The sequence below is a fragment of the Vibrio variabilis genome (assembly GCF_003263785.1).
Taxonomy (GTDB): Bacteria; Pseudomonadota; Gammaproteobacteria; order Enterobacterales; family Vibrionaceae; genus Vibrio; species Vibrio variabilis.
Genome location: NZ_JYJK01000129.1, coordinates 24911 through 38086 on the forward strand (window position 1 = coordinate 24911; position 13176 = coordinate 38086).

Annotated in this window: 8 protein-coding genes and 3 pseudogenes; 4 read left to right on the forward strand and 7 right to left on the reverse strand. The window is 46.6% G+C overall.

What is annotated here, in order from left to right; translation table 11 throughout:
* Nucleotides 1-21: 21 nt before the first annotated feature.
* Together fadJ and fadI are read right to left on the reverse strand one after the other, a co-directional pair.
* Nucleotides 22-2139 (reverse strand): fatty acid oxidation complex subunit alpha FadJ, encoded by a 2118-nt coding sequence (fadJ, locus tag TZ48_RS21310; RefSeq protein WP_112480595.1) that lies wholly within the window; start codon nucleotides 2137-2139, stop codon nucleotides 22-24.
* Nucleotides 2139-3460, reverse strand: a pseudogene (fadI, locus tag TZ48_RS21315) (acetyl-CoA C-acyltransferase FadI). The gene fadJ and the pseudogene fadI overlap by 1 nt, the downstream one beginning before the upstream one ends.
* Before the next feature lie 531 nt (nucleotides 3461-3991).
* Here fadI and TZ48_RS21320 point away from each other — a divergent pair.
* The 4 genes from TZ48_RS21320 (at nucleotide 3992) to TZ48_RS21335 (ending at nucleotide 8271) form a co-directional block, all read left to right on the forward strand.
* A complete protein-coding gene (locus TZ48_RS21320) occupies nucleotides 3992-4498 on the forward strand; it encodes a sigma-70 family RNA polymerase sigma factor (protein ID WP_239671024.1) in 507 nt (168 codons plus the stop codon).
* Complete coding sequence (locus TZ48_RS21325; RefSeq protein ID WP_112480599.1) at nucleotides 4491-5210, forward strand: DUF3379 domain-containing protein; 720 nt, start codon at nucleotides 4491-4493, stop codon at nucleotides 5208-5210. Before TZ48_RS21320 ends, TZ48_RS21325 begins: the two co-directional genes overlap by 8 nt.
* Nucleotides 5211-5471: 261 nt before the next feature.
* Nucleotides 5472-6728, forward strand: coding sequence for an OmpP1/FadL family transporter (locus tag TZ48_RS21330; protein WP_112480601.1), 1257 nt, complete (start codon nucleotides 5472-5474; stop codon nucleotides 6726-6728).
* A 259-nt stretch (nucleotides 6729-6987) separates the two neighbouring features.
* Nucleotides 6988-8271 (forward strand): outer membrane protein transport protein, encoded by a 1284-nt coding sequence (locus TZ48_RS21335; protein WP_420822975.1) that lies wholly within the window; start codon nucleotides 6988-6990, stop codon nucleotides 8269-8271.
* A 229-nt stretch (nucleotides 8272-8500) separates the two neighbouring features.
* Here TZ48_RS21335 and TZ48_RS21340 read toward each other — a convergent pair whose 3' ends face one another.
* The 5 genes and pseudogenes from TZ48_RS21340 to TZ48_RS21360 form a co-directional block, all read right to left on the reverse strand.
* Nucleotides 8501-9421: an MlaA family lipoprotein gene (locus TZ48_RS21340; RefSeq protein WP_112480604.1), complete on the reverse strand. Its 921-nt coding sequence runs from the start codon at nucleotides 9419-9421 to the stop codon at nucleotides 8501-8503.
* Nucleotides 9422-9613: 192 nt separating this feature from the next.
* Entirely contained in the window at nucleotides 9614-10828 is a 1215-nt protein-coding gene (ccmI, locus tag TZ48_RS21345) for a c-type cytochrome biogenesis protein CcmI (protein ID WP_112480606.1), read from the reverse strand.
* Complete coding sequence (locus tag TZ48_RS21350; protein WP_112480608.1) at nucleotides 10828-11310, reverse strand: cytochrome c-type biogenesis protein; 483 nt, start codon at nucleotides 11308-11310, stop codon at nucleotides 10828-10830. The genes ccmI and TZ48_RS21350 overlap by 1 nt, the downstream gene beginning before the upstream one ends.
* Nucleotides 11307-11862 (reverse strand): annotated as a pseudogene (locus TZ48_RS21355) (DsbE family thiol:disulfide interchange protein). The gene TZ48_RS21350 and the pseudogene TZ48_RS21355 overlap by 4 nt, the downstream one beginning before the upstream one ends.
* Nucleotides 11862-13176, reverse strand: a pseudogene (locus tag TZ48_RS21360) (heme lyase CcmF/NrfE family subunit); the annotation flags it as partial. The pseudogenes TZ48_RS21355 and TZ48_RS21360, both read right to left, overlap by 1 nt.

A 13176-nucleotide genomic window follows, 5' to 3' on the forward strand; every position in this document is an offset into this window, starting at 1 on the left:
TTTCTAGATGGGTGTTCTAAATTACTTGTAAAAGCTCTCTTCAAGACCCGCTCGAGTAACGAGTCCATCACACGGAGCAAAACGGTCTCCGTATTTTTGAGCGTGTTCATTCATCAATTCCACCACCTTCTTGATGCCTAGTGAGTCCATATAGCGGAATGGACCACCCAAGAACGGAGGGAAACCGATACCGAAAATAGCACCAATGTCACCGTCACGAGGGCTGCGAATAATACCTTCATCGAGACAACGTACCGCCTCATTGAGCATTGGCAGCACACAGCGGATCGCGATGTCTTTTTCTGACATTGTCGCTTCAGGCTTAAGACCTAAAACGCCATACACTGAGCTATCAACGGACTTCTTCTTGCCTTTATAGGTATAGAAGCCTTTACCCGACTTACGACCTTTTCGGCCATCGCTGAGCAGTTTGTCGAACACATCTGGACCTTGGAATCGTTCACCAAGTTCATTGACCAAAATCGGCATGATCTTAGCACCAATATCCACACCAACTTCATCAAGCAGCGTAATCGGCCCTACTGGGAACCCGAAATCTAATAATGCTCTATCCAATGACTCAATAGGTTCGTTGGCAAGAAGCACATTCGCCGACTCATTCATATATGGCGCAAGAATACGGTTTACATAAAAACCAGCTTGGTCTTTCACCACAATCGGTGTCTTACCTTGCTTTCTAGCAAACTGAACCATAGTAGCGATGGTCTCTTCAGACGTCGTTTCATGCGGAATAACTTCCACAAGTGGCATTTTGTCTGCTGGGCTGAAATAGTGCAGACCTACCACATTTTCCGGACGCTCTGCTTTTTCTGCAATCTGTGCAATTGGAATCGATGACGTGTTAGTAGCGAAAATAGTGGTTGGCTTCGCATGCGTTTCCACATCACTCACCATTTGCTGTTTTAGACCTAAGTCTTCAAACACGGCTTCAACCACCACATCCGCTTTATCGAAGCCGGTAAAGTCAGTGCCGCCCGCCATTTGCAGCATTTGTGCTTGCAAATCGGCCTTAGAGATAATACGACGCTTGCGTTTCTTCTCTAGTAGCTTGTAGTTGTATCCCAGCGCGTTGACGATGCCATCATTAGAAACATCTTTGATTCGCACCGGCACTTTCGCTTTGCTAACGGTGACATGAGTGATACCCGCCCCCATTAAACCGCCACCAAGGACTACAGCGTTATTAACCGTGTTTGGCTTAGCATCGCTACCAAACTCTTTTTTCATTTCAGTGGTTGCAAAGAAGATAGAACGCAGCGCTTTTGACTCAGACGTCATGACAAGCTCGCCGAAACGCTTCGCTTCGTTTTCTAGCCCTTTCTTCATGCCTTTTTCTAGACCATAACGAATCACATCCAAAATAGCGTCCGCCGCTGGATAATTGCCGCGCGTTTTCTCATTGGTCTTTTTCGCCGCCTGATCAAAAATTACTTTGCGACCGAGGCCAGTGCCAGACATTAGGACTTCTTTCTTGCTCAGTTTCTTGGCTTTACGTTTTTTGCCTTTCTCCAAAAACTGTTTCGCCACATCGAGCAGGATGGTTTTTGGGACGCTCGCATCAACCACACCAAGCTTTTTGGCTTTTTTGGCGCGAAGCTGCTTACCCGTTAGAATGAGATCCAATGATGGCAGCAAACCAATCAAGCGTGGCAATCGCTGAGTACCGCCAGAGCCAGGCAATAATCCAAGCTGTACTTCTGGTAAGCCAAGCTTAGTGATACCCGCATCGCTACAGACTCGGTAGTCACACGCCAGCGCAAGCTCAAGACCACCACCTAAACAAGGGCCGTGGATAGCCGAAACAACTGGGAACGGTAAGTCTGACAGCTGCTGGAACATCTCTTGTCCTTTAGCAGCTAAAGACTGAGCTTCCTCAGCGGAGGTACAAGCATCAAGCATTCTTACATCGGCACCGGCGATGAAGTTATCCGGTTTAAGCGAGTGGACAATCAGTCCTTTTAACTCAGCTTTTTTCTGCTCTAATTCTTCAAACAACTGCGCCATTTCTTCGGCAAACGCAGCTTGTAACGTATTCATTTTTTCGCCTGGCACATCGATGCCAAGCCATGCGATGTTCTGCTCATCTACCGAAAGATGAAAGGCTTTTTGTTCACTCATTATTCTACCTCCAGAACCATTGCTGCACCCAAGCCACCTGCTGCACACGCAGTGTTAAGGGCAAGCCCTCCCCCGCGTCGCTTCAGTTCATTCAACGTTTGCGTGATCATTCGTGCACCAGTCGCGGCAAACGGGTGACCATAAGCAAGGGAGCCACCAAGTACGTTGAACTTATCCATATCAATTTCACCGATCGCTTTAGAACGACCCAACTTTTCTTGAGCGAACTTATCGCTGGCAAACATCTTCACATTAGATAGTGCTTGTGCGGCAAAGGCTTCATGCATATCGATAAGCGTTAGATCGGACAGAGAAATACCCGCGCGATCTAGCGCCATCGGTGTAGCATAAGAAGGCCCCATCAGCATGTCTTCACGAACGCCAATCGCTGAGAAAGCGTAAGAGCGAATGTAACCCTTGATTTCGAGTCCAAGCTCTTTCGCTCGCCCTTCGCGCATCAACATAATTGCTGCTGCGCCATCGGTTAACGGCGTACTGTTTGCTGCGGTAACGCTGCCGTACTGCCTATCAAAGGCAGGACGCAGTTTGCTGTAGCTAGAAAGCTCGGAGTCATGACGAATGTTGTTGTCTTCATCTAAGCTCTTTTTGTATGGCTCAGGGAATGCAGACATCACTTCGTCGCGCACTTTGCCCTCTTTCCATGCTTGAGAAGCAAGAGTGTGAGAACGGTGAGCAAGCTCATCTTGCTCTAGACGGGTAATACCGTGTGATTTTGCCATTTGCTCGGCAGTTTGACCCATAGAAAGACCTGTCGAGTACTCTGCGACGGCAGGGGGGACTGGCATCAAATCTTTAAACGATAGCTTTTTAAGAATATTGAGTTTTTGGCCGACCGTTTTGGTTTTACTCAGAGCCAATAGGTTAGCAGCAAGTTTCTTGGATACGCCAATGGGTAGCACTGACGACGAGTCTGCACCACCAGCAATACCGGCATCTATCGTCCCTGCATAATGCTTTCACAAACGTTAGCCGCGGCTTGGAAACTGGTCGCACAGGCGCGCGTCACACTGTAAGCATCCGTATGGATGTCCATTCCAGTGCCCAAAACAATTTCACGAGCAATATTTGGCGCTTCCGGCATTTGCACTACTTGACCAAACACCACTTGGTCGATCAACTTAGGATCAATATCGGTGCGTGCCATCATTTCAGCGACGACCATTTTTCCTAAGTCCACCGCTGGTACTTGACTAAATTCGGTACTTTGGCGGGCAAAAGGGGTACGAAGCCCCGCCACAACAGCAATTCGCTCACCGTTTCGAGTGGTGAGATCGATTTTCCCCACGTCCTTACTGCTCATAGTTTCTCCTTCCTAAAGAGGTCTGACCACACGCATTGTAACGGGATTGTTACGGATTTAAAACAACCGTTTGACAAATATCAGCGGTTTTATTGAATAACGTGATAGGGTCGACCAAAATGGAATATGAGAATTGCGTAAAGTCGGCAACAATATGGTGTGAGAAAACAAGAAGATATCGGCAGGATTTCAGGCAAAAAAAAACCACACAGATAAATTGTGTGGTTGGAATCTCTAAAGCAATTAACTTGCGCCAATTGAAAATAATCAGTTTCCTGATTAGGAGAAAGTAAAGTCAGCCTTCAAAAGGAAGTGTCATCTTGCTCAACATGTTAGTCTCGAAAGACCAACGAGATGACAGGGTCTAATATAGCTTCTCCACAGGTCTGAATTTTGAACTAGATCAATTTTGTGTGACTTTACTGACACCACGGGACAAAAAACACGGTTCACAGAGCGAAAACGGGGGCTCCTGTGTCATTAATTAAAAATTTTGGAAAGAAATTCTCGAAACGTCCGGTCAACTCGGATATGGACAGACAAAGAAAATATGAAGCACTGGTGCGTGCTTATCATCGCGACCTCTTCCGATATGCGTATTGGCTATGCAAAGACAAGCCTATCGCGGAGGATTTGGTTCAAGAGACTTGCCTTCGAGCGTGGAAGTCGTTAGACAGCTTGCAAGATGAAAAGGCAGCGAAGTCGTGGCTGATCACTATTCTGCGCAGAGAGAATGCAAGACGCTTCGAGCGCAAGCAGTTCGATCTGGTTGATATTGATGACTACGGCAATGATGCCAAAGTGTCTGATGATCCGTACCATCAACAGGAATGGCTTCAAGCACAAATCATGAAACTCGATGTCGAGTATCGCGAGCCGCTTTTCCTTCAAGTCGTCGGTGGCTTTAGTGGTGAGGAAATTGGCAACATACTCGACTTAAACAAGAATACCGTTATGACTCGATTATTTAGAGCTCGAAACCAGCTTAAAGAGATGCTTGAGTCTGAGGATGCACATAGGGGGCAACAAAATGGATGAGTTAGAATTCCGTCGTCGCGTTATGTCCGATCCTAAGGCAAGAGATCCCGAGCTGTTGGAGGCAACCAAAAACAGTGAGGCTAACGCCAAATACCTGGATGACATTCTGGGTCTAGATGCGCGTATCGAACAGGCGATGAAAGTTGACGTACCTGACGATCTTGCCGATCGAATTTTGTTTAACCAACCGCCAGAGAATAACGTGGTTAAAGTGAGCTTCGGTAAACGAGCACTATCTATGGCTGCATCTGTGGCCTTTGCATTTGGCTTGCTTGTAGGTCAGGTTAACTGGGGTAATATAGTCGTGTCTGACGCGCAAGCATCGCTGCCAGACATGGCGATGGAGCACTTCAACGCAGAGAAAAGCTTTATTGATTCTTTGGATGAAAATGCCTCGAAAGAGCAAATAAACGCCAAGCTATTGCCGTTTTCCTACCAGTTAGGACAAAGCTTTCCATATCATGTGTTTTACATTAATCATTGTGGTTTTGGTGATTCAAATGCAATGCACATCGTGTTTGAGGGCGAGAAAGGTAAAGTCACCCTATTTCTTACAGGTATTGCCACTGACCAAGTGGAAAGCTTCGATAAAGATGGCATGACAGGCATGGTTAAGCCGATGGGAAATAGCAGCTTTATCCTAGTTGGAGAAGAGGGCGAAGATTTAGCGAAAATCGGCGAAAACATCAGAAAAGTCATGAACCCAGCTTAAAAAAACGTAATTAAGAAGGCTTATCTTTCGAGGTAAGCCTTTTTTGTATCTTCACTCGAATTTAGAGCACCAACTCTAAATATCGACATATTCGATGCTTTTACTGCCAAATAGTCGTCATTTATATACTTTTTGCGTCATTTTGATTACTGGTCTGATTTCTAATGTCTATACTAGCGATTAGGATCAGCCCGAATTGAGTTTTAACTCAATTTACACTAACGCCCATAAGAGGCGATTACAAAAAAGGATGTATACTAAATGACTACTTCGCGTCTGTATAAAAAAACACTATTAGCAGTGGCAGTCTCGTCACTCACTTTCGCCTCTCAACAAGCAGCAGCCGCTGGTTTCCAGCTCAACTCTCAATCTGCAACGGGTCTAGGCCGCGCATTTGCAGGTGATGCAGTTATCGCCGACAACGCATCGGTAATGGCACGTAATGCTGCGGCAATGACACTATTTGACTCGCACCAGTTTTCTGGTGGCGTTAACTACATTAAGACAAATATTGATGTAAAAGACATCAACTACATCACAGGAGCTCCTGTTGCGGACGCAAATAATAGCAGCGGTACACCTGTCCCAAACATTTACTACATTCACCGTTTAAATGATCAGTGGGCACTAGGTGCAGGCATCTATTCCAACTTTGGTACTAACAACAACTTTGATGATAACTTTGGCGCCGGGTCAGGTTTCCCTGCAGGACAAATTCCAGCAGCAACAGTCTTTGGTGGTACTACCGAGATTTCAAGCATCAACTACACGTTAAATGCAGCCTACCGAGTTAACGAGCAATGGAGCATCGGCGGTGGTATTGATATCGTACAAGGTAGCGGCAAGTTAGTGCGTAAAACTGGCTTCCCGGCGCCAGTAGATACCGCGGTAGATATCGAAGCTGATGGCGTAGGAGTCGGTTTTAATCTAGGTACTGTTTTTGAATTAAATGAAAACAACCGTTTCGGTCTAGGCTACCACTACAGTCCTGAAATCGAAGCGAAAGGTGATGTATTCTACTCGGGTGATTTGACTGCTGACAGCATCAAGCTACCTTTGCCAAGCATGCTAGAGTTTTCAGGTTATCACAAAATTCAAGATTCAAAGTTCGCTGTACACTACAGTCTTCAATGGATCGGTTGGAGTGTTTTCGACAAAATTGAGACAAACAATGGTGTAACTGTTAAAGACTACGAATGGCAAGATGGTTATCACGTAGCTATCGGTGGTACATATTACCTAAACGATGCTTGGACTCTACGTGCCGGTTATATGTACGATACTGCCGCTCAGGATAAGCTAACGTCGATTTCTGTTCCTGATTCGGATCGCCAATGGTTGTCCGCTGGTTTTGGTTACAACTTCAAACAGCACCACACAATTGACTTCGGTTTCACTTACCTAATGGGTAAAGACGTAAATGTTTCTGAAACAATCGTTCCTGGTGTTGAAATGCTAACAGCAACTACGCGCGCTGACGCAATCCTTGCTGGTATCCAATACAGCTACAGCTTCTAAGCACTAGCCTCCTATATCTCAAAAGGGTCGATGTATCGGCCCTTTTTGCTTTTCTGCACATATCACGCCCTTCCCTCCTTACAGCTGTACGCTCAAATTTCACAACATCTCGATAACAACCAGAATATTCACCTACAAAATAACCCCTGCCGATAGATAATCTTAAAAATGCACTTTTAGTCACAAAATAGTTTTAAAGTTAATGCTCTAAAAATAGAATCTGCGCTCTAAACGCAATTAATTTGAGCGAACAACAATGATAAATACCAAATACTCTCCCCTTGCTATTGCAGTGGTATTGGGAACACTAGCGTCTACGACTGCGTCTGCGGCAGGCTTTCAACTTGCTGAGTACTCTGCGACTGGCCTAGGCCGAGCTTACGCTGGTGAAGCGGCGATGGCGGATAATGCTGGCGCACAATGGCGTAACCCTGCCATGCTTACCTACTTGGAAGGCACACAAATCTCCGGTGGTGTGTTGTACGTTGAACCTAACATTGATGTGAAAGGCACGGCGGCCATTGGTGGTCAACCTGTCTACACCGAAGCGAAAGACATTGCGAACAGTGCGCCAGTACCTAACCTTTATGTTTCCCATCAAATCAACGAACAATGGTTTGCTGGTTTGGCATTGGGTTCAAACTATGGCATGGAAACGAACCTAGGCAGCGAATTCAAAGCGACACAATATGGTAATGAAGCGAAGATCATGACCGTTGAAGCGGTGGCAAACCTTGGTTACCAAATCAATGATGCATTCAGTGTTGGTGGTGGTATCCGTTTTGTTACTGGTGAAGGTAAGATTGGTGCAACGGCTCCTTTTACACTGCCCACATCAGCAACTACAGCTATTCAAAAAGGCTCATACCTTAAATATGTCGAAGGCACTGACAGCTCTTGGGGTTATGTCCTCGGTGCGGCATGGCAAATCAACGACAGCCATCGCCTCGGTTTTGCCTATAAATCTGAAGTGATGATGGATTTTGATGGATACGGCGAGGGCGAAGTCTTCCACTTCCAAGGTCGTCGCGACGGCAAGCTTAGCGTAGCTCTTCCTGCAACCGCTGAACTTGCGTCTTTCCACCAACTCACTGACCAATGGGCGATGCATGCAAGCATTAACTGGACCCAGTGGAGCAGCTTTGAAAAGCTGGAAGCTAAGTTTGTAGATGGTGTGACGTCTCCTATCAAGAACGAGAACTGGAAAGACAGCTATCGCTTCGCATTGGGCACAACCTACCAGTTAAACAGCAAGCTTGCACTGCGTGGTGGCGTGGCATACGACATGTCTGCAGTTGACGACAAGTACCGTACCACAACGATCCCAGAGACTGACCGTACTTGGCTTAGTGCGGGTGTTAGCTACGCCTTTACCAAGCAGTTTACCTTAGATGGCGGTCTGACCTACATAATGGCTCGCGATGCGTCTATTGTTGAACCACGTGATGCACTAGATGGAAGTGCGGCAGTATTTGGTACATTTGAAGGTGAAATCTCAGGTGACGTTTGGATTGCAGGTGTTCAAGCTAACTACCGCTTCTAATCTTCTGACTTGGTAGCAGAGACTACTAGAAATATCGTCACCCCCTTGCAAAAGGGGAGCTCGTACAGCGCGTTGATAACCAAAATGGTGAGTAAACCTATCAATTAATGTTAGTCACACGTCTTAGACGATCTTCACTGTCGTGAAGATGACGACAAGTTTTCTACGAAAAAAACGTCACTCAATTGAGTGACGTTTTATTTTTACTCACTAGGACTACTTGTTAAAGCTACTCATCAAAGCTATCCAAGTAATCATCTATGTACGCTTCTTGCTCTTCATCAACCTCATCACTGACCACTTCAGCATTGTAGTTCTGGCGTTGAATATAGATATCACGTGTTAGTGCATATGGATCTGGTGAGCGTTCCAACGTTGCCTCTTGAGACACGACGAGTGCACGTTTCTCCATGCCTTCTAGCGCCCACTTGCCAAGGCTTGCCCAGAAATTCAAGAATGAAATTGGTGGATAAAGACCATCGACGACATCTGCCCCCTCACGCAAGGTAATTGGTCCGTAACCGGGTACCATGAAGTATGGACCGGTGCCGACACCGTAGTGACCAACCGCATCACCAAACTCTTTCTTGTCGTGCTTCTCTATACCTGCTGCGGAGGCGATATCAATAAAGCCCAACAGACCAAGCGTACTGTTGATCCAAAAACGGTTGAAGTGGTCGAGCGCTTTAGAGCCATTACCCATCACTACGTTGTTCACAGCACTGAATGGCTCATCCAGGTTAGCAAGAAAATTACTCACGCCAGAGCGGATTGGTACGGGGGTATAGTTCACATAAGCCAAAGAGACAGGCCTAACGAAGTAAGGGTCTAGATAGTCATAGTTGAAAGTAAACATCGCCCGGTTGAAACCTTCAAACGGGTCATAAACATCGGTGCCAACTGGCGTTTCGCTACTTAGATCGACACGACTTTGAGCGGCGCTAACACCAGAATCATTCACCGCGTCTTGTGGCGCATTGGTAGCCTCTATCGAAGTACCGACAGATTCAGACTCAATAGGAGGCGTCGTTGACTCCTGAACCGAAGGAACTTGCTCGTCTTTTGGTGCTGAAGAGCAGCCAAATAGAAATACGCTAGATACAAAAACGGCAAAAAGCGTAGACTTTTTGCCGGTTATTGCTGATTGCATAACCTCATCCATAAGCCGGTACAATCTGCGTCTGATGTATTAACTATTTTTCTATTTACTTGATAAGTAAGTAATTAACGTCAGATTGTATTGATAACCACTATGGATGAGTATAGCGGCATGCGACCGTCCAAGCTAGTTAAAGCAACAAGTTGGACACACTTTATTTAACCGCATGCCGTAGTTTGTGGATTAGTACTGTTGGTCAATAGCAAGCTCGACAGTATCACCAAGTGCGGCTGGCTGGCTCTCACCAAACCAATCGCCATCGCGAGTTGCAACGTAGCCATCACTGTCAATACGGGCTCTAACAATCAAACCATCAAGGCTAGATAGCTTACGACCTTGCATCATGCTGTTGTTGTCATCCAGGACTACCGTGCGTGGGAATGTTCCTAACGGGTAGCGTGCTGCCGCGACTGGCATTGGAGAACCATCAGCTGGATGCACAGACACAATCAATGCAGCATCTTGCGGAAAGCTCGCTTGTGGTGAAACAGTAATCGTGACGGCGACAGATTTGCCCTCAACAATGGGCTCACCCATTTTGGCTTGCGCATTTTCAATACTGCGAGTCAACATTTCGTAACGGCTATCGTCAGGGCCAATCATACGTTGCATAACAGACCAATAGCGAACCGCTGCAGGGTAGTCCTGGCGCTCAAAAGCATCAAACGCGAGAAGGGAAAGTACGCGTAGATCCACATACTCTTCTTTCAACAAGCTGTTTAATAGGCCTCGAGCTTGATTCTGCTCTAGCTCATCTTGTGACATCATTAAGGCTTGCGCATAACCCAGCTTCACATCTGCATCATTTGGCTCAAGGCGGTAGGCCTTTTCCATTGCATCTGTTGCTGTTGTCACGTCACGGTTAGCCAGTGCAATACGACCAAGTAATAACCAGCCAGTTGAATCATCTGGTTGATAGTGCAGACGAGTACGAAGCGCTAACGTTAGATCCTGCATTTCGTCTTCTGTCATTGGCTCGGCAGACTCACCCATCAGACGCTTAGAAAGCTCTGGCAAACGACCAGACACCTCTTGCCATGCCTGAACTTTCCCAGCGCCACCAAAATGCATGTACAACCCGTAAGTCATGGCGACAACCAGCACCACCGAAGGCACAAGAATCGTCATTGGTGATAAAGACGTTTTCTTTGTCTCCGCTTGATTTGGAATGTCATCAAGAAGTGATTGCTTAAGATCGTCAATCAAATCTTGCTGGTTTTCAACCAAACCTTCGTTAGTTTCTTCTTCCAGCTCAGTCAGGCGATCTTTGTAGAATGCTTTGTTTAGTTCGTCACGAAGTTGTTCATCATTATTGGCTTTCTTGCTGTTTAGTGTCAGCGCCAACAGCACAATAGCAACGACGACAAGAACGACTGTTGATATCCAAAATAGTGTCATTACTGCTTATCTCCAGTCTCTTTGTCATCCAGTAAAGCTTTGAGTTTGGCCTCTTTGTCTTCGCTCCACTGTTCACTTTGCTGCGCCCTCAAGGCACGATTGTTACGACTGCGGACAACAATCAATCCAAAGCCGAGAACAATGACAAACAGTGGTCCAAGCCAGAGAATCGACGTCGCAAGCGTCAATGGCGGGTTGTAGGTGACAAAGTTACCGTAACGGGCAATCATGTAATCCACGATTTCTTGCTTCGATTTACCCTCTTTGGTCATCTCATACACTTTCTGACGCAAATCTTGCGCAAGTTCAGCATTTGAGTCACCAATCGTGTTGTTTTGACACTTAGGGCAACGCAATGTATGGCTCAGCTCCTTAAACTGATTCTCTTGCTCTAAAGAATCGAATTCATGGATCTCAATTGTGGCGTTTACCGCAAATGCCAAGACTAAGCTTGAGGCCAGGGCAACTAACCATTTTTTCATTGCTTCGCCTCCTCTAGCATTTGCTGATACAACGGCTGAAGTTTTTCACTCCAGTTTTGCGAGTTAACATCACCGACATGGCGATAACGAATGACACCATTCGCATCAATGAGAAAACGTCTCAGGTGCTCCGTACACGCCAAGATCCAGTCCAAGCATACCGTCACCATCGAAGAGACTGATTAGGTATGGGTTACCAAGCTCGTTTAGCCACTGAACCGCTTTATCACGCTGGTCTTTGTAGTTAAGACCAATGATTTTCACGCCATTTGCGGCAAGCTCATTAAGATATTGGTGCTCGGCATAACAGGTTGGACACCAAGTCGCCCATACATTAAGAAGTAGAGGCTCACCTTTAAATACCGCTTGGTCGTACAGCTTGCCGGGTTCCGCCAGGTCTTCTAGACGGAACTGGGGTACCTGCTTGCCAATTAACACCGACTCTAGTTTCGTTGGATCGTCACCCGCTTGGTTGCGACCCAACTGCACGGCAAACACCGCAACCAAGATCAGAAAGGCAACTAACGGAATAAACAGAATCTTCTTATTCATTATGCCTCTCCTTTCGCTTTATCGGTTTTTCTGAATCGGTAACGTTTATCGCTGATCGCCAATATGCCACCAATTGACATCATGAGGGCACCAAACCAAATCCAGCGTACGAATGGTTTGTGGTAGATGCGTACTGCCCATGACTTACCATCATCTAGACGCTCACCCATCGCAATGTAGAGATCGCGTGTTACACCACGGTCAATTGCCGCTTCCGTCATCATCGACTTCGCTGTGCGATAGAAACGTTTCTCCGCGTGCAATGTGTTGATGTACTTTCCATCTTTGGTGATTTCAAAGTCAGCGATATAACCGTCGTAGTTAGGGCCATCTTTATCACGTACACCTTGGAAGTAGAAGTTGTAATCGTACACCTGATAGGTCTCACCTGGAGCCAAGCGAACATCGCGTTCGATACTGTAAATCTGCACCATCGCAATACCAATGATACTCACCGCTAGACCTAGGTGGCCAAGAATCATTGCCCAGTGACTACGCGGTAGCTTCTTCACACCCTCAGCAAACGAGTGACGATGGGTGGCACGCTCGTACAGTTCAAAGCCGTGCATGGTAATGATCCAAGACGCCATCAGCCAACCAAGGAATGCCATGCCAGTGAAGTACTCGGCTAGAACAAACATCATCAGCGCAGAGAATGCTACCGAGATAATGCCTGAGATAATCATTGGTTTAGCAAGTGTCGATAGTTTGTCACGCTTCCAGCGGATCAGTGGACCGATACCTAGTAGGAACGAGAACGGAATCATCAGCCATGCAAACAGCATATCAAAGAAAGGCGCACCGATAGAGACTGAGCCTAACCCAATCTGTTTGTGTACCAGTGGTAACAAGGTACCCACAAGTACGACAACCAACGCCGCCATCAACAGCACGTTGTTGCCAAGCAATGCGTTCTCACGCGATAGCAAATCAAAGTTGCCACGTGCACGCACAGATGCACCTTTCAAGCAAACAGCAACAGCGAGCCACCGATAACAAATACCAAGAAGCCAAGGATGAACATACCGCGCGATGGATCAGAGGCGAATGCGTGCACCGATACCAAGATACCGGAACGAACCAAGAAGGTACCTAATAGACTTAAAGAGAATGCAGAGATCGCCAGCAATACTGTCCATGCTTTAAAGGTGCCGCGTTTTTCTGTCACTGCCAATGAGTGCATCAGTGCCGTACCGGCCAGCCAAGGCATGAAAGAAGCATTTTCCACTGGATCCCAGAACACCAGCCACCCCAGCCAAGTTCGTAATACGCCCACCAGGAGCCAAGCGCCGATGCCCATACGTCAGGAATACC

What these genes read in the sequence shown, in the direction of transcription:
- TZ48_RS21320 (WP_239671024.1), top strand. Translation starts at nt 3,992, where the DNA reads ATGGACAGACAAAGAAAATATGAAGCACTGGTGCGTGCTTATCATCGC.
- TZ48_RS21350 (WP_112480608.1), bottom strand. Translation starts at nt 11,310, where the DNA reads ATGAAAAAATGGTTAGTTGCCCTGGCCTCAAGCTTAGTCTTGGCATTT.
- TZ48_RS21325 (WP_112480599.1), top strand. Translation starts at nt 4,491, where the DNA reads ATGGATGAGTTAGAATTCCGTCGTCGCGTTATGTCCGATCCTAAGGCA.
- ccmI (WP_112480606.1), bottom strand. Translation starts at nt 10,828, where the DNA reads ATGACACTATTTTGGATATCAACAGTCGTTCTTGTCGTCGTTGCTATT.
- TZ48_RS21330 (WP_112480601.1), top strand. Translation starts at nt 5,472, where the DNA reads ATGACTACTTCGCGTCTGTATAAAAAAACACTATTAGCAGTGGCAGTC.
- fadJ (WP_112480595.1), bottom strand. Translation starts at nt 2,139, where the DNA reads ATGAGTGAACAAAAAGCCTTTCATCTTTCGGTAGATGAGCAGAACATC.
- TZ48_RS21340 (WP_112480604.1), bottom strand. Translation starts at nt 9,421, where the DNA reads ATGCAATCAGCAATAACCGGCAAAAAGTCTACGCTTTTTGCCGTTTTT.